The organism is Nocardiopsis algeriensis (assembly GCF_014203695.1).
Lineage (GTDB): Bacteria > Actinomycetota > Actinomycetes > Streptosporangiales > Streptosporangiaceae > Nocardiopsis > Nocardiopsis algeriensis.
Window position 1 is genome coordinate 236,395 of sequence record NZ_JACHJO010000007.1, and the last position, 18,350, is coordinate 254,744.

At 76.2% G+C, this 18,350-nt stretch carries 4 protein-coding genes; 1 reads left to right on the forward strand and 3 read right to left on the reverse strand.

The window, feature by feature from the left end; all coding sequences use genetic code 11:
* A partial coding sequence (locus FHS13_RS21510) for a tetratricopeptide repeat protein (RefSeq protein ID WP_246405267.1) occupies positions 1-377 on the forward strand: 377 nt, incomplete at its 5' end.
* Positions 378-511: 134 nt separating this feature from the next.
* Here FHS13_RS21510 and FHS13_RS13095 read toward each other — a convergent pair.
* Genes FHS13_RS13095 through FHS13_RS13105 form a run of 3 tightly spaced genes read right to left on the reverse strand, consistent with a single transcriptional unit; the run spans position 512 to position 17,970 of the window.
* Positions 512-6,667, reverse strand: a complete 6,156-nt coding sequence (locus FHS13_RS13095; protein ID WP_184291983.1) for a type I polyketide synthase — start codon at positions 6,665-6,667, stop codon at positions 512-514.
* 37 nt (positions 6,668-6,704) lie between these two features.
* The gene (locus tag FHS13_RS13100) at positions 6,705-10,001 is read right to left on the reverse strand and encodes a type I polyketide synthase (RefSeq protein WP_184291985.1); all 3,297 of its coding nucleotides are present in this window, start codon (positions 9,999-10,001) and stop codon (positions 6,705-6,707) included.
* On the reverse strand, positions 9,988-17,970 hold the full coding sequence (locus FHS13_RS13105) for a type I polyketide synthase (RefSeq protein WP_184291987.1): 7,983 nt from the start codon (positions 17,968-17,970) through the stop codon (positions 9,988-9,990). Before FHS13_RS13105 ends, FHS13_RS13100 begins: the two co-directional genes overlap by 14 nt.
* Positions 17,971-18,350: the final 380 nt, after the last annotated feature.

Genomic DNA, 18,350 nt, shown 5'->3' on the forward strand with positions numbered 1-18,350 from the left:
TTTACCAGCTGCGCAGGTTCGACGAGGCCATCGACGCCCACACCCGCGCACAGCAGACCTTCCACCAGGTAGGGGACGCCCACCGCGAAGCGATGGCGTGGACCAACCTCGGGACAGCGCTGCAACAGCTGCGCAGGTTCGACGAGGCCATCGACGCCCACACCCGCGCACAGCAGACCTTCCACCAGGTAGGGGACGCCCACCGCGAAGCGATGGCGTGGCTCGGACTCGGTTTGGACCACGCGAACGCCGGAGCACGGGAGGAGGCGGTGAAAGCACTCTCTCAAGCCGTACCCCTGTTCGAGGTCAGCGGCGACGACCACACCGCAGCAGCCGTGCGCGACCTGATCGCTCAGATCCAGGGGAACCCCGACTGAGCGGGTTCACCGAAACCCGGCTGTGCGGCCTGTGCCCTGTGGCGAATCCGGCCCCCGGGGAAGGCCCTGTCCGGTCCGCGGTGGCGGGCCGGACAGGGCCTGTGCGGGCCCCGCCGGCCCGCCGCCGGGTGGGGTCAGATGCCCCTCTCGGTGAGCCAGTCGTGGAAGAGGGCGCCGACCACGTCGACGTGGCCCTCCAGCATGGTGAAGTGGTCGCCCGGGACGCGCAGGACCTCGTGGTCCACCGCCCAGGTGAAGGACTCCAGCTCGTTGCCGTCGCGGTCGACGGTGGGCTGTTCGGGGCGCAGCTGCAGCACCGGGGTGGACACCGGTCCGGGCGTCCAGTCGCGGAAGAGCCGCAGGTAGGCGCCCATCGCGGTGAGGCGGACGCCGTCCATGATGCCGATCATCTCGCCGCGCTCGACCACGCCGGTCTCGATGGTGGGCAGCCCCGAGACGTCCACGTCGGCGGGGGCGGGGGTGTCCATGAGCGCGGTCAGCACCGGGGCCTTCGCCTCGCCCCGGGCTTGGAGGCGCTCCAGGCGCTCGACGACCGCGTGTGCGACCCAGCCGCCGGAGGAGCGGCTGACCAGGACGTAGGGCTCGCCCTCGGCGCAGGCGGTGACGGCGTCGGCGAGCACCTCGGCGACGGCGTCCACGGTGGCCGGGAGCGGCTCGCCGCCGGCGAAGCCCGGCTGGGCGATGACGTCCACCTTGCGCCTGCCGCGGATGTGTCCGGCGAAGCGCGCGAACTCCTGCACCCCCGAGATCATCAGGACCGACGGCAGGCAGATGAGGCGGGTGGCGGTGCCCTCCCGCGACAGGCGGACCGGGATGCGCGGCGCGCCGATGTCGTGGGAGCCGGTGAAGGCGGGCCGCATCCGCGAGGCCGACCACAGGAGGTCGATGCCCTCGGCGATGCGGCGCTGCTTGCAGGCGTCCACGAACAGCTCCACCAGGCCCTCGCCCGCCGTCGGTTCGGGCGCGGCGGCGCCCCCGGTCTCGGCGGTGCCGGACGTCTCCGCGTCCAGGTGGGCGGCGAGGTCGCGCGGGGTGGGGTGGGCGAAGGCCAGTCCGGCGGGCAGGCGCAGGCCGGTGGCCCCGCCCAGCTGGTTGCGCAGCTCCACGGCGGTGAGTGAGTCGAAGCCCATTTCCAGGAACGGGGTGTCGGCGTCGACCGCGGAGGCGTCGGCGTGGCCGAGGACCTCGGCGGTCCGGGCCAGCACGAACGTCAGCAGCAGCTCCTCCCGGCGTTCGGCGGGCGTGCGCGCCAGGGTGGCGCGCAGGTCCGCGGGGCCGGTGCCGGAGCTGCCCGCGCGGCGGCGGGGCGGGCGGACCAGTCCGCGCAGCATGGTGGCGACCTCGCCGGTGCGGGCGGCGCGGGCCCGCGCTCCGGCCAGGTCCATGGGCACCGGCATCAGGTGCGGGCGCCCGGAGGCGAGGGCGTCGTCCAGCAGCGACAGCCCGTGCTCGGTGGCCATCGGCCCGGCCAGGCCGAGGCGGGCGTAGCGGCTGACGGCCTCCTCGCCCAGGCGTGCGGTGACCTCGCCGCGCCGGTCCCACAGGCCCCACGACAGGGACACGGCGGGCAGTCCGCGGGCGCGCCGGTGGTGGGCGAGCATGTCCACGAAGGCGTTGGCGGCGCTGTAGTCGCTCTGGCCGGGGCTGCCGAGGATGCCCGCGGCGGAGGAGAACAGCACGAACGCGGACAGGTCGCCGGTGAGTTCGTGCAGGTGCCAGGCGGCGTCGACCTTGGGCCGGAGCACGTGGTCGACGCCCTCGGGGGTGATCGAGGTGAGCAGGCCGTCGTCGAGGGTGGCGGCGATGTGCACCACGGCGGTGACGCGGTGCCCGGCCAGGGCGGCGGCGAGCCGGTCGCGGTCGGCGGTGTCGCAGGCGGTGAGGACGGCGCGGGCGCCGAGCTCGGCCAGGCCGCTCTCCAGTTCGGCGGCGCCCTCGGCGTCGGGGCCGCTGCGGCTGAGCAGGAGCAGGTCGCGCACGCCGTGGCGGGTGACCAGGTGGCGGGCGATCTCGCCGCCCAGGGTTCCGGTGGCCCCGGTGACCACGACGGTGCCGTCGCCGAAGGACACCGGTTCGGCGGCGCGGGCGGTGCGGGCCAGACGGGGGGCGAGCAGGGTGCCGCCGCGTACGGCGAGCTGGTGGTCGCCGCCGGTCAGCGCGGTGACCAGGACGGGGGCGGTGCGGCCGGGGTCGTCGGTGTCGACGGCGGCGAAGCGCCCCGGGTGTTCGTGCTCGGCGGCGCGGACGAACCCCCACAGGGGTGCGTGCGCGAGGTCGGGCACGTCCTCGCCGGGGCCGGTGGCCACCGCCCGGGAGGTGAGCAGGACCTGGCGGGCGGTCTCGGTGCGTTCGTCGGCGAGCAGCCGCTGGGCCTGGGCGACGGCGCGTCGGAGGGCGTCGTGCGCGTGGCCGGGTGCGAATTCGGACGGGGCGGACAGGAACGGCAGCAGGACGCGGTCGGGGACGGGCGCCCCCGCGTCGAGTGCGGCCAGGAGGGCGCCGGCGTCGGGGAAGGCGCGCACGGTGTGCCCGGCGGCGGTGAGGGCGGCGGCGGTGTCGAGCAGGTCCTCGCCCAGGACGGCCCACACCTGGCGTCCGGGTCCGGGTTCGGGCCGTGCCGGTACCCATTCGACGTGGAACAGGTCGTCGGCGGGGGCGGTCGCGCCGGGGTCGCCGGCCGGGGCGCGCAGCACGAGGGAGTCGACGGTGGCGACGGGGGCGCCGTCGGCGTCGGCGAGCGCCATGGCGACCTCGTCGGGTCCGGTGGGGCGCACGTGCACGCGCAGGCGGGCGGCTCCGGCGGCGTGCAGGCTGACGCCGTTCCAGCTGAAGGGCATGCGGACGCCGTCGTCGGGCATCCAGGGGGCGCAGCCGACGGCGTGCTGGGCCGCGTCGGACAGGGCGGGGTGCAGTCCGAAGCGCTCGGCGTCGGCGCGCAGCTCCTCGGGCAGGGTGATCTCGGCGTAGACCTCGTCCCCGTCGACCCAGGCGGCGGTGAGGCCGCGGAAGGCGGGGCCGTAGGTGTAGCCGATGGCGGCGAGCCGGTCGTAGAGGCCGTCGGCGGGGACGGGTTCGCCCGGTGGCGGCCAGGCGGTGAGGTCGCGTCCGGGCCGGTCGGGTTCGGGTGCCAGGGTGCCCGAGGCGTTGCGGGTCCAGGGGCGCCCGCCCAGGTCGGGGGCGGTGCCGGCGGGGCGGGAGGAGATGGTGAAGGGTCGGCGTCCCTGGTCGTCGGCGGCCTCGACGGCGACCTGGAGCTGGACGGCGCCCTGCTCGGGCAGGACCAGGGGTGCCTGGACGACGAGTTCCTCCACGTGGGGGCTGCCCAGGCGGTCCCCGGTGTCGAGGGCCAGTTCGAGGAAGCCGGTGCCGGGCATCAGGGCGGTGTCCCCGGCGGCGTGGTCGGCCAGCCACGGGTGGCTCGTGCGGGAGATCCGGCCGGTGAACAGGGTGGCGCCGGTCTCGGCCAGGGGCAGGGCCGCGCCCAGCAGGGGGTGGTCCCCGGGCTCCAGGCCGGCGGAGGAGACGTCGCCGCCGGCGCGTTCGGCGGTGAGCCACAGGCGCCGCCGCTGGAAGGGGTAGGTGGGCAGGTCGACGAGCCCGGTCCCGCTGCCGAACACGGTGGTCCAGTCGACGGCGGCGCCGCCGGCGTGGGCGTGGGCCAGGGAGGTGAGGAAGCGCTCCAGGCCGCCCTCGTCGCGGCGCAGGGTCGGCACGGCGGTGGCCGCGGCCCCGGTCTCGGCGACGGTCTCGGTGACGGGGACGGTGAGCACGGGGTGCGCGCTGGCCTCGACGAACACGGTGTGCCCGTCGGCCAGGAGGGCCTCGGTGGCCTTCTGGAACAGGACGGGGCCGCTGAGGCCGGCGTACCAGTAGGCGGCGTCGGCGGGCCGGTCCAGGAGGCCGCCGGTGACCGGCGAGTAGAGGGGGATGCGCGGCGGGGCGGGCGCGATGTCGGCCAGGTCGGCCAGCAGCTGCTCGCGCACGGACTCGGTGCGGGGGATGTGGGAGGCCACGTTCGCCGAGAACAGGCGGGCCTTGACGCCCTCGGCGGTGAAGGCGGCCACGAGCCGGTCGACCGCGGCGTGGTCGCCGCCGACGACGGTGGTGCCGGGGCTGTTGACCACGGCCACGTGCAGGTCGCCGAACTCGGGCAGGCGCGCGCGGACCCGGTCGGCGCCGAGGGAGACCACGGCCATGGCGGCGTTGCCGACCAGGTCGAGGACGGCGGCGCTGCGCCGGGCGATCACCCGGGCCGACTCCTCCAGGGTCAGGGCCCCGGCGACGTAGGCGGCGGCGACCTCGCCCTGGGAGTGGCCGACGACGGCGTCGGGGTGCACACCGTGGGAGCGCCACACCTCGGTGAGGGCGATCATGACGGCCCACAGGACCTGGGGGACGACGTCGGCGCGGTCCGGGGGCGGGGTGCCCTCGCGGCCCAGGAGGACGTCGGTGAGCGACCAGTCGGTGTGGGGGGCCAGGGCGGTCTCGCACTCGGCGATCGCCTTGGCGAACACCGATACCTCGGCCATGAGCTGCCGGGCCATGCCCTCCCACTGGGAGCCCTGCCCCGGGTAGACGAACACCGTGCGGCCCTCGGCGGCGTGCCCGCGCACGGTGCCGGGTTCCCGGGCCCCGGAGGCGAGCGCGTCCAGGCGGGCCAGGAGGGTGTCGCGGTCGGCGCCGACGACGGCGGCCCGGTGCGGGAACGCGGTGCGCGCGGTGGCCAGGGTCCGGCCGACGTCGCGCGGGTCGAGGCGGGGGTCGGCGGCGACCCGGTCGCGCAGGCGGGCGGCCTGGGCGGCGAGGGCGTCGGCGCTGTGCGCCGAGAGCACCCACGGGACGGGGGTGCGGGGCGCGGTGAGGACCGCGCGGTCGCGCTCGGGGGCGGGGGCCTCGGGGGCCTGTTCGAGGACGACGTGGGCGTTGGTGCCGCTGGCGCCGAAGGCGGAGACGGCGGCGCGGCGGGGGCGGCCGGTCGCGGGCCAGGGCCTGGCCTCGGTCAGCAGCGACACCCCCGAGTTCCAGTCCACGTGCGGGGTGGGCTCGGTGACGTGGAGGGTGCGGGGCAGGACGCCTTCGCGCAGGGCCAGGATCGTCTTGATCACGCCGGAGACGCCGGCGGCGCCTCCGGTGTGCCCGATGTTGGACTTGAGGGAGCCCAGCCACAGCGGTTCTCCCGCGCGGCCGCGGCCGTAGGCGGCGATGAGGGCGTTGGCCTCGATCGGGTCGCCCAGGCGGGTGCCGGTGCCGTGGGCCTCGACGGCGTCGACGTCGGCGGGGGTGAGGCGGGCGTCGGCGAGCGCCCGCTGGATCACGCGCTCCTGGGCGGGTCCGCTGGGCGCGGTCAGGCCGCTGGAGGCGCCGTCCTGGTTGAGGGCGGCGCCGCGCACGAGGGCGAGGATCCGGCGGCCGTGGCGGCGGGCGTCGGAGAGGCGCTCCAGCACGAGCATTCCGGCGGCCTCGCCCCAGCCGGTGCCGTCGGCGTCGGCGGAGAACGCCTTGCAGCGGCCGTCGGGCGACAGGGCGCCGTGGGCGTTGAAGGACACCCAGGGGGAGGTGTCGGTGTAGACGCCGGCGCCGCCCACCAGGGCCAGGGAGGACTCCCCCGCGCGCAGGGAGCGCACGGCCAGCGCGATGGCGGTGAGGGAGGAGGAGCAGGCGGTGTCGACAGTGACGGCCGGGCCGGTCAGGCCCAGGGTGTAGGAGACGCGCCCGGCGGCGACGGCGGGCATGCCGCCCAGGGAGCGGTAGGGGACGAGCTCGGCGGGCGACTCCTGCACGGGCGGGCCGTAGCTCTGCCCGACCATGCCGACGAACACCCCGGCGGGGGTGGAGTGCAGGGAGGCGGGGACGATCCCGGCGTGTTCGAGGGCCTCCCAGGAGGTCTCCATGACCAGCCGGTGCTGGGGGTCCATGGCCAGGGCCTCGCGGGGGTTGATCCCGAAGAAGGCGGGGTCGAAGTCGCCCGCGCCGTCGAGGAAGCCGGCCGCGCGCACGTAGGTGCGCCCGGGGATGTCGGGGTCGGGGTGGAACAGGGTCTCCAGGTCCCAGCCGCGGTCGGTGGGGAAGGGGCCGAGGGCCTCGCGCTCCTGGAGGAGCAGGTCCCACAGGCCCTCGGGGGTGTCGGCGCCGGGGAACCGGCAGGCCATGCCGACCACGGCGATCGGCTCGTGGTCGCGCTGCTCCAGTTCCTCGACCCGGGCGTTGGCCCGGCGCAGGTCGACCGCCATCTTCTTGACCAGGTCGCGGAACTTGGTCTCGTTCGTCATTGCTTCTTCCGCTCTCGGGGGCGTCCGGTGGCCGGGGTCAGGAGATCCCGAACTCCTGGTCGATCAGGGCCAGGAGCTGGTCGTCGTCGGCGTCGTCCAGGTCGGTCGGGGGTGCGGCGGGGGTGTCGACGCGGCGCAGCAGGCCGCGCAGCCGCTCGGCCAGCTCCTCGCGGGTGGCGTCGTCGAGCCCGGGGGCGACGGCGGCCTCCAGACGGTCGAGTTCGTCCAGGGCCGGCAGGGCCGGGGCGGTCCGCTCGTCGAGCAGTTCCCGGAGGTGGCGGGCCAGGGCCTCGGGGGTGGGGTGATCCAGGACCGCGGTGACCGCCGGCTCCAGACCGGTGAGCTCGCTCAGCCGGTTGCGCAGCCGCACGGCCCCCAGGGACGTGCCGCCCGCGTCGAGGAACCCGGTGCGGGGCCCGACGTCCTCGGGCCCGCCGTGGCCGAGGACGGCCGCGGTCTCGGTGCGCACCAGGGCCAGAAGGGCCGCCTCGCGCTCGGCGGAGGACAGCCCCTCGGGCAGCGTCCAGGACGCGGGGCCTTCGGTGTCCTCGGCGGGTGCCGCCGTGTCCGGGGCCGCCGCGGCAGGGGCTGCGATGCGGTCGCGCCAGAAGCGGCGGCGCTGGAAGGCGTAGGCGGGCAGGTCGACGCGTCGGGCGCCGTCGCCGAACACGGTGGTCCAGTCGACGGGCGCACCGGCCGCGAAGGCCTCGGCCAGGGAGGCGCGGAAGCCCTCGGTGCCGCCGTGGTCGCGGCGCAGGGTGCCCACCACCGCGGCGGGCACCCGGGCGGAGTCCGCGGTCTCCAGCAGGGCCGAGCCCAGCACCGGGTGGGGGCCGACCTCGACGAAGAGGACGGGGCCGTCGGCGAGCAGGGCCCGGGCGGTGCGTTCGAACAGCACCGGCTCGGCCAGGTTGCGGTACCAGTAGCCGGCGTCCAGTTCGCCCTCGGCCACGGGCGCGCCGGTCAGGCACGAGTGGAAGGGCACCTCGGGCCGGCGCGGGGCCACCTCCGCCAGGGACGACAGCAGTTCCTCGCGCAGGCGGGCGACGTGGGGGGTGTGGGAGGCGTAGTCCACGGCGATGCGCCGCGCCCGCACGCCCTGCTCCTCGTACTCCTTGACCAGCGCGGACACCGCCTCGGACTCGCCGGCGACCACGGTCGAGGAGGGGCTGTTGACCACGGCGACGTGGAGGTCCTCGCCGCGTCCGGCCAGGTCGGCGCGTACGCGGGCCTCGGGCAGCGCCACGGAGGCCATGGCGCCCGAGCCCGACAGCCCGGCCACGGCGCGGCTGCGCAGCGCCACCACGCGCGCGCCGTCCTCCAGCGACAGGGCGCCGGCCGCGCACGCCGCCGCCACCTCGCCCTGGGAGTGGCCGACGACCGCGTCGGGGTGCACGCCGTGGGAGCGCCACACCTCGGCCAGCGCCACCATCACCGCCCACAGCACCGGCTGGACCACGTCCACCCGCTCCAGCGGCGGCGCGCCCGGCTCACACCGCAGCACCGCCTCCAGGGACCAGTCGGTGAACGGCGCCAGCGCCCGCCCGCACTCGCCGATGCGCTCGGCGAACACCGGCGACCGCTCCAGCAGCTCCCGCGCCATCTCCGGCCACTGGCCGCCCTGCCCCGGGAACACGAACACCGTGCGCCGCTCGGTCTCGGCCCGCCCGGTCACCGTGCGGGCGTCGGGGCGGCCCTCGGCCAGGGATCCCAGCGAGGCCAGGAAGGTGTCGCGGTCGCCGCCCAGGAGCACCGCGCGGTGCTCGAAGGCCTCGCGCGCGGTGGCCAGGGTCCAGCCGACGTCGCGCGGGTCGAGGCCGGGGTCGGCGGCGACCCGGTCGCGCAGGCGCGCGGCCTGGGCGGCGAGGGCCTTGGGGGTGCGGGCCGAGAGCGGCCACATCAGCGGCCCGGCCGGCGCCTCCCCCGCCGGTGCTCCGCCCGCCGGCGCGGACGCCTCCTCGGGGGCCTGCTCCAGGACGACGTGGGCGTTGGTGCCGCTCATCCCGAAGGACGAGACCGCGGCCCGGCGCGGCCGCCCCGCCTGCGGCCAGGGGCGGGCCTCGGTCAGGAGGCGCACGGTGCCCTCGGACCAGTCCACGTGCGGGGTGGGCTCGTCGGCGTGCAGGGTGCGGGGCAGGACCCCGGCGCGCAGCGCCAGGACGAGCTTGATCAGGCCGGAGATCCCGGCGGCGGCCTGGGCGTGGCCGACGTTGGACTTGAGCGACCCCAGCCACAGCGGCCGCTCGGGGTCGCGCCCGCGCCCGTAGGCGTGGAGGAGCGCCTGCGCCTCGATGGGGTCGCCGAGCGCGGTGCCGGTGCCGTGCGCCTCGACGGCGTCGACGTCGTCCGGGGCGAGCCGGGCGTCGGCCAGCGCCTTGCGGATCACCCGCTCCTGGGAGGGCCCGTTCGGCGCGGTGAGCCCGTTGGAGGCGCCGTCCTGGTTGACCGCGCTGCCCCGGACGACGGCCAGGACGCGGTGGCCCCGCCGGCGCGCCTCGGACAGGCGCTCCAGGACCACCATCCCGGCGGCCTCGGAGAACCCGGCGCCGTCGGCCCCGGCCCCGAACGCCTTGCAGCGCCCGTCGGGGGCCAGGCCGCGCAGGTGCGTGAACTCGGTGAGGATGCCCGGCCCGGCCATGACGGTGGCCCCGCCCGCAAGTGCGAGCGAGCACTCACCTGCACGCAGTGCCTGCACGGCCAGGTGCACGGCCACCAGCGAGGACGAGCACGCGGTGTCCACGGTGACGGCCGGGCCGGTCAGGCCCAGGGTGTAGGACAGGCGTCCGGAGGCGACGCTGGTGGTGGTGCCGCTGACCGCGAACCCGTCGCCGGGTGCCCCGGCGACGTCGGGGCCGTACTCCTGGGCGATGGCCCCGACGTAGACGCCGGTGTCGCTGCCGGCCAGGGAGGAGGGCACCAGCCCGGCGTGTTCGAGGGACTCCCACGCCACCTCCAGCAGGAGGCGCTGCTGGGGTTCCATGGCCTCGGCCTCGCGCGGGGAGATCCCGAAGAACTCCGGGTCGAAGCCGGCCGCGTCCTCCAGGAAGGCGCCCCGGGACATGGCCGAGCGCGGCTCGCGTCCCCCCTCGCCGCGCAGGGCGGCGAGGTCCCAGCCCCGGTCCGCCGGCAGCGGGCCGCGCACCTCGCCGCCCTCCTCCAGCAGCCCCCACAGCGCCTCGGGGGTGTCGATGCCGCCGGGCAGCCGGCATCCCAGGCCGACGACCGCGATCGGTTCCGCGGTCCGGTCCAGTTCCTCGCGCATGCGCTCGTTCTTCTTGAGCGCGGTGCGCAGCGCGGCGACGAGCTTGGCGGTCTGGTCGCTATCGGTAGCCATCAGCGGTCTCCTGTTCCCCCTCGTCCTCGCCGAAGGCGAGGTCCAGCAGCCCTTCCACGTCCATGTCGTCGATGCGGCTGCCGTCGGGGACCCCCTCGTCCCCGGCCGCCTCCTCGACCGTGTCGGGCCGGTACTCCTCCTGCCGAGGCAGGAGCATCCCCGCCACGAGGCGGGCCAGCGCCCGCGGCGTGGGATGGTCGAAGACCGCCGTGGCGGGCAGCCGCAGGCCCGTGGCCGCGCCCAGGCGGTTGCGCATCTCGACCCCGGTGAGGGAGTCCATGCCCAGTTCCTTGAAGGGCCGGTCCGCGGGGATGCCCGCGGCGTCGGCCTCCTGGCGGCCCAGGACCGCGGCGGCGCACACCCGCACCTCCTCCAGCAGCACCCGCTCGCGCTCGGCGTCGGGCAGCGCGGCCAGGCTCGCGGCCGACAGCGGCGGTTCCCCGCCGGCGTCCGCACCCTCCTGCGGCCGGCCGCCCGCGAGCTCGCCGAGGATCGGCAGCGCAGGGCCGTTCTCCGGGTCGAGCAGGGCGGGGACGGCCACCGCCTCGTCCAGGTACAGGGCGGCGTCCATGCGCGCCAGCGCCCGGTCCGTGGGCATCGGCAGGAGGCCGCCGCGGCCCAGCGCGTCCAGGTCGCCGCCGTCCAGGTGCCCGGTCATGCCGCTGGCCTGCCCCCACAGCCCCCAGGCCAGGGAGAGCGCGGGCAGTCCCCGCTCCCGGCGGTGGTGGGCCAGGGCGTCGCAGAACACGTTGGCGGCCGCGTAGTTGGCCTGCCCCGGGCTGCCCAGGGTGCCGGTGATCGAGGAGAACAGCACGAAGGCGCCCAGGTCGCGGTCGGCGGTGAGCTCGTGCAGGTTCCAGGCGGCGTCCACCTTGGGCCGCAGCACGGTCTCCAGCTGCTCGGGCTCCAGGGACAGCACCGTGGAGTCGTCGAGCACACCCGCGGTGTGCACGACCGCGCCCAGGGGCCGGTCCAGGAAGTCCAGCAGGCGGGTCAGCTGGGCGCGGTCGGCGGTGTCGCAGGCGTGGACCTCCACGCGCGCGCCCAGGGCGCGCAGCTCCTCGGTCCGGGCGTCCTGCCCCTGGGCCCCCGCGCCGCTGCGGCTGACCAGGACCAGGTCGCGCACCCCGTACCAGGCCACCAGGTGGCGGGCCACCTGGTGGCCGAGCGTCCCGGTGCCGCCGGTGACGAGGACGGCGCCGTCGGAGGGGAAGGGCCTGGGCACGGACAGGACGGTCTTGCCGACGGTCTCGCCGCGCTGGAGCGACCGGAAGGCCTCCCGCGCGTCGCGCACGTCGTACACCGCCAGGGGCAGGGGGCGCAGGCTCCCGGCGGCGAACAGGTCCAGGACGCGCTCCAGCATCTGGCCGATCCGCTCCGGGTCGACCTCGGGCAGGACGAAGGACCGGTAGCCGCGTCCGGGGTGGTCGCGGGCCACCTCCTCCTCGTCGCGCAGGTCGGTGCGGCCCAGCTCCACGAAGCGGCCGCCGGCCCCGGCGCTGCCCCCGGGTCCGCGCAGCAGGCGCAGCGAGGCGTCCACGAACTCGCCCGTGAGGGAGTTGAGGACCACGTCCACGCCGCGTCCGCCGTTGGCCCGGCGCAAAGACTCCTCGAAGTCGAGGGTCCGGGAGGAGGCCAGGTGCTCGCGGGGCACCCCGTGCTCCTCCAGGACGTACCACTTGTGCGGGCTGGCGGTGCCGAACACCTCCGCCCCCATGTGCTGGGCGAGCTGGACCGCGGCCAGGCCGACACCGCCGGCCGCCGCGTGCACCAGGACGCTCTCGCCGGGGCGGACCGCCGCCAGGTCGACGAGTGCGTGGTAGGCGGTGAGGAAGACGACGGGGACGGCGGCGGCCTCCTCGAACGTCCACCCCTCGGGGATGCGGGCCAGGCGGCGCCGGTCGGCGACGGCCACGGGGCCGATCGCGGCACCGAACATGCCCGCGACGCGGTCGCCCGGCGCCATGTCGGTGACGAGGGGGCCGGTCTCCAGGACGACCCCGGCGCCCTCCAGGCCGATCCCGTAGTCGTCCGGGATCATGCCGAGGCCGACCACGACGTCGCGGAAGTTGACGCCCGCGGCGCGCACCGCGACGCGCACCTCGCGGTCGCCCAGCGGTGCCGCCGCCTCGGGGGCGGGCACCAGGGCCAGGTCGTCGAGCGATCCCGGGGCGCGGGTGGACAGCCGCCACAGCGGCCCGGGCGGCAGCAGTCCGCCGCCCTCGTCCGCCGGCACCAGGCGCGGCACCAGGACCCGGCCCGAGCGCAGCGCCATCTGGGGCTCGCCCGTGCCGACCGCGGCCGCCAGGATCCGGTGGGAGTCCTCGGAGCCGTCGGAGTCGACGAGCACGAGGCGGTCGGGGTGCTCGCGCTGGGCCGAGCGCAGGAGCCCCCACACGGAGGAGGCGGCCAGGCCGCCGAGCCGGTCCTCGGGGTGGGTGACCACCGAGCGCCAGGTGGTCAGCACCAGGCGGGCGTGGGCGGTGCGTTCGTCCTCCAGCCAGGAGCGCACGGTCTCCAGGGCCGAGCGCAGCCCCTCGCGCACGGCACCGGGCACGGGCTCGCCCTCGGCGTAGACGGCGCGGGCGGGCAGCTCGGCGTAGACCACGTCGGGCACGGGCGCGCCGAGGTCGAGGTCCTCGGGGGACGGCAGGTCGGCGGGGGCCTCGGGGGCGGGGTCGGGTACCGCCACGGTGTCCCACCTGAGGCGGTACAGCCCCGGTTCCTCGCCGGGCAGGGAGGGCATCGCGGCGGGGTCGACGGGGCGCATCGCCAGCTCGTCCACCGAGAGCACCGCGGTGCCGTCGCGGCCGCGCGCGGTGAGCCGGTAGCGGTCCCCTCCCAGGGGCCGGAGCACCACGTCGAGGGCGTCGGCCGGGGCGTCGGCGGCGAGGCGGACCCCGCTCCAGGAGAACGGTGCCAGTGCGGCGGCCGCGTCTCCCGTCCCGTGGAGGAGGGCCGCGTGCAGCGCGGCGTCCAGGACCGCGGGGTGGGGTCCGGCGACGGGACCGGCGGCGGTGCCCTCGGGCAGGTCGGTGCGGGCCAGCAGCACACCGCCGGGGCCGCGGCGCACGTCGCTCAGGCCCCGGAAGGCCGGCCCGTAGGAGTAGCCGCGCCGCAGCAGGGCGGCGTAGGACTCGGCGGCGTCGAACCCGACCGGTTCGGCGGCCTCCCACGTCCACTCCTCCCGGGCCTCCCGTGCCGGGGCCTCGGCGGCCAGCAGGCCGGAGGCGTTGCGGACCCACTCCCCTCCCGGGAGCCGTGAGTGCACGGTCAGCGACCGGCCGCCGTCGGCGTCGGGGGCCGCCGCGGTGACCTGGAGGGTGACCGCGCCGCCGCGGGGCAGCAGCAGGGGCGCCTCCAGGGTGAGGTCGGTGACGACGGGCGCGCCCGTGCGGGCGCCCGCGTGCAGGGCGAGCCCCAGCAGCGCGGTGCCCGGGAGCAGGACGCGGCCCAGCAGGCCGTGGTCGGCGGTCCACGGGTGGTCGGCGGCCGAGACCGCGCCGGAGAACACCGTGCTGCCGTCGGCCAGTTCCAGGCCCTCCTCGGAGACGAAGGGATCGGGCGCGTCCGCGGGCCGGGGCGGCTCGGCGGGTTCGGCCCAGTGCCGGCGCCGGTCGAAGGGCAGGTCGGGCAGGAGCACCGGGGCGCCCTCGTCGGCGACGCCCTCCAGGACCAGGTGGGCGTTGGTGCCGCTGATGCCGAAGGAGGAGACCGCGGCCCGCCGGGGGCGGCCGGTGTCGGGCCAGGGCTCGCTCTCGGTGAGCAGCCGCACGCCGCTGCCCTCCCACTCCACCCGGGGGGTGGGCTCGTCGGCGTGCAGGGTGCGCGGCAGCCGGCCGTGGCGCAGCGCCTGCACGGTCTTGATGACCCCGGCCACGCCCGCGGCGGCCTGGGCGTGCCCGATGTTGGACTTGAGCGAGCCCAGCCGCAGCGGCTCGCCGTCGCGGCCCGCGCCGTAGACGGAGATGAGCGCCTTGGCCTCGATCGGGTCGCCCAGGCGGGTGCCGGTGCCGTGGGCCTCGACGGCGTCGATCTCGCCCGGCTCCAGCCCGGCGGCGGCCAGGGCGGCGCCGATGACCTGTTCCTGCGCCCTGGGGTTGGGGGCGGTCAGGCCGTTGCTGGCGCCGTCGGAGTTGACGGCGCTGCCGCGCAGCAGGGCCAGCACGGGGCGCCCGGCGCGGCGCGCGTGCGAGAGGCGTTCCAGGACGAGCACGCCCACGCCCTCCGCCCACGCGGTGCCGTCGGCCCCGGCGCCGAAGGCGCGGCAGCGGCCGTCGGGGGACAGTCCGCCCTGGGCCGAGAACTCCAGGAACATGCCCGGGGAGGACATGACGGTGGCGCCGCCGGCCAGTGCCATGTCGCACTCGCCCCGCCGGAGGGCCTCCGCCGCCTGGTGGATCGCCACCAGGGAGGAGGAGCAGGCGGTGTCGACGGTCAGGGCCGGGCCGGTCAGCCCCAGGACGTAGGCGATACGGCCGGAGGCCACGCTCGGGGTGGAGCCGGTGAGGCGGTAGCCGCCGTCGCCGCCCCGCTCGGGGTCGGCGAGGCGGGGCCCGTAGTCGCTCGCCATCATGCCGACGAAGACGCCCACCGGGGCGCCGCTCAGCTCCTCGGGGGTCAGCCCGGCGCGCTGGACCGCCTCCCAGGAGGTCTCCAGCAGCAGCCGCTGCTGGGGGTCCATCGCGTCGGCCTCGCGCGGGGAGATCCCGAAGAAGTCGGCGTCGAACAGGTCGGCGTCGTAGAGGAATCCGCCGCGGCGGGTGTAGGTGCGCCCGGGGACGCCCGGCTCGGGGTGGTAGAGGGCGTCCACGTCCCAGTACCGGTTGTCGGGGAAGTCGCCGGTGGCGTCGGTCCCCTCCTCCACCAGGCGCCACAGGTCCTCGGGCGAGGTCACGCCGCCCGGCAGGCGGCAGGCCATCGCGGTGATGGCGACAGGGTCGTCGTCGCGGCGCGGGCGCTCCGGGACGGGAGCGGACGGGGCCTGGACGGCCGGCCCGCCGGCGGGCGGGTCGTGCCGGGTGCCGACCGTGCGCGCCCCGGTCTCGGCGGCCAGGAGCTCGGCCAGCCCGGCGGGTGTGGGCACCTCGAACAGGGCGGTGTCGTCCAGCCTGACACCGGTCTCCTCCTCCATCGCGTCACCGAGTTCGAGCGTCATGATGGAGTCGAACCCCAGGTCCCGGAAGGCCCTGTTCTCCTCCCCCGGGCCGAGGGAGTCGCGCTCCAGCACGCGCGCGGTGTGCGCGCACACGAGTTCCAGGAGGGAGTCGCCGGAAGGGCCGGTCGCGGGTTCCGCCGGCGGGGGCGCGGAGGCGGCGCCCTGCACCGCCGCGTGTTCGGGCCAGTGGCGCCGGCGCTGGAACTGGTACGTCGGAAGGTCCGTCCTGCGGGCCCCGGTGTTCTCGAACAGCACCGGCCACCGGACGTCCGCCCCGGCGCTGAACGCCTTCGCCGCGGCCGTGAGCAGCTGCGCCTGGTCCCCCGCGTCCCGGAGCAGGGTCTCCTGCACGTGGCCGGACACGCCCGCCCGCTCCAGCAGGGCCCGGATGCTGTGGGAGAGCACCGGGTGCGGGCCGACCTCCAGGAAGATGCGCCGCCCGTCGGCGACGAGGGCGTCGACGGCGTCGGCGAACCGGACAGGGCTGCGCAGCGCCGAGTACCAGTACTCGGCGTCCAGCCGGGTCCGGTCCAGCTCGGCGCCGGTGAGCGTGGAGTAGAGGGGGATCCGCGGGGCCTGGCCGCGCACCTGGCCGAGGTACTCCTCCACCCGGTCCCGGATCTGCTCCACGTGCGGCGAGTGGGAGGCGTAGTCCACCTCGACGAGGCCCGCATGGACCCCCCGGTCCACGCAGTGGTCGACCGCGGCGCGGACCGACGCCGGGCTTCCCGACACGACCACGGAGGCGGGTCCGTTGACCGCCGCCACGTGGAGGTCGTCGAACGTCGCGACCAGTTCCTCCGCCTCGTGCTCGGTGATCCCGAGCGAGGCCATGCCCCCGCTGCCCGAGAGCGAGGCCAGGGCCCGGCTGCGCAGGGCCACGACCCGGGCCGCCTCCTCCAGCGTCAGCGCCCCGGCCACGCAGGCCGCCGCGAGTTCTCCCTGCGAGTGCCCCACCACGGCGGAGGGCTGTACGCCCAGGGTCTCCCACACGCGGGCGAGCGAGACCATGACCGCCCACAGCACCGGTTGGACCACGTCGGCGGAGGCCCCGGCCCCCGTCACCGGCGGGGCCTGCGGCTCACCGCGCAGGACGGAGGTGAGGGACCAGTCGACGAAGGGGCTCAGGGCGCGTTCGCACTCCTGGATCCGGGTGGCGAACACCTCGGCGAGGAGCCCCTCCTCGTCGAGCAGGTCCCTGCCCATCCCGAGCCACTGCCCTCCCTGGCCGGGGAAGACCAGGACCGGGCCGGGCCCGCCGGGGGCAACGGCCCCCTGGGAGTGGACCGACGCCAGCTCGCGGTGCCCGCCGTCCCCCGAGGCGAAGACCACCGCCCGGTGCTCGAACACGTCCCGGGTCGTGGCCAGGGACAGGCCGATGTCGCGGGCCTTGGGGCCGGGGTTGGAGGAGACGTAGGTGTGCAGTGCGGACGCCTGGGCGCGCAGCGCCTCCTCCGAGCGCGCCGAGAGCACCCACGGGACGGGGTCGAGGACGCGGGTGGCCGCCGCCTCACCGCCGCCCCGGCCCGCCGGGGCCGGGCCCAGGACGAGGTGGCAGTTGGTGCCTCCCATGCCGAAGGAGGAGACCCCGGCCAGCGGTGCGTGGCTCGGCCAGGGTTCGCGCCTGGTCTGCACGGACAGGCCGAGGCCGTCGAGGTCGATCCCCGGGGCGGGTTCGGAGAAGTTGAGGGTGGGCGGGATCTGCTGGTGCTCCAGGGCGAGCACGGTCTTGACCAGGCCCACGATGCCCGCGGCGCCCTCCAGGTGCCCGACGTTGGTCTTGGCCGAGCCGACCCGCAGCGGCTCCTCGCGCCCCTGGGAGAACACCTCGCCCAGGGCCTTGGCCTCCACGGGGTCGCCCGCCGGGGTGCCGGTGCCGTGCAGCTCGACGTAGCCGACCTGGTCGGGGGACTTGCCCGCGTCGGCGTAGGCGGCGCGGATCACCGACTCCTCCCCCTCCACGGTGGGGCGGGTGAGGAACTCGCCGCCGCCCGCGTGGAGGACCGCCCCGCCGTGGATGACGGCGTGGACGCGGTCGCCGTCCTCGAGGGCGCGGTCGAGGGGTTTGAGGACGACGAGGGCGCCGCCCTCGCCCCGCACGTAACCGTCGGCGCCGGCGTCGAAGAGGCGGATCCGGGCGCTGGGGGACAGTCCCCCGAACTGGGCGACGTGCTCGGTGCTCTCGGGGACGAGGACGAGGTTGACGCCGCCGGCCAGGGCGGTGTCCGACTCCCCGCGGCGCAGGCTCTCCACCGCCAGGTGCACGCTGACCAGGGCGGAGGACTGCCCCGAGTCCACCGTGAGGCTGGGGCCCCGCAGTCCCAGGAAGTGGGAGATGCGGTTGGCGATCATGCTGCGGTGCGTACCGGTGAGGGTGTGGTGGGTGACCGAACCGGGGCCGCCCCGGTCGTGCAGAAGGGCGTAGTCGGAGTTGATGTTGCCGATGAACACCCCGGTACGTGTTCCGCGCAGGGAGCTGGGGGCCGTCCGCGCGCGCTCCACGGCCTCCCACCCCAGTTCGAGCATCAGCCGCTGCTGCGGGTCCATCGCCACGGCCTCGCGGGGCGAGATCCCGAAGAAGGCCGCGTCGAAGTACTCGGCGTCGTGCAGATAGCCGCCCCAGGCGCCGCTCCGCTCCGCCGGACCGTCACCCAGCCGCTCCGGGGGCGGGGAGATCGCCTCGCGCCCCTCGCTCAGCAGCCTCCAGAAAGCCTCGGGGGTACTGGCCCCCGGGAGCCTGCACGAGATGCCCACGACGGCGATGGGCTCCCAGGAGCTCCGGGTCCGGGTCCCCGACGGCCTGCCACTCACTCTCGCTGTCCTCCCTCTCGACTGCCCCACCTGTTTCGGCCACCCGCGGTTCCGGTACGCAGCCCGCACGTGCGCCTACACGCGTCAGGCTTCTGCCCGCACATACTTCGGGATCGTGAAGGAGACCGGAACCCAAAGTTCTGAGGTTCACGAGAACCAGCCCATGAACTTCCATTCAGCACCAAACGGGAACCAACCACTAGGAGCGTAACGTGCGCCCTCGAGCACTGACAATAGAGACCCCTTTTTTGGACACGAATTTCGGCCCCGACAAGCGGCATTAACTGTCAGCCCATAGATGCATCACCGACACGAAAAACAGAGGCGAACCTCATTTTGGGCAACCGAAAACAGCCCGGGCCCTTTCGGGCACCGGGCTC

Excerpts from the sequence above, each read along its gene's own strand:
- FHS13_RS13095 (WP_184291983.1), bottom strand. The coding sequence starts at position 6,667 with ATGACGAACGAGACCAAGTTCCGCGACCTGGTCAAGAAGATGGCGGTC.
- FHS13_RS13100 (WP_184291985.1), bottom strand. The coding sequence starts at position 10,001 with ATGGCTACCGATAGCGACCAGACCGCCAAGCTCGTCGCCGCGCTGCGC.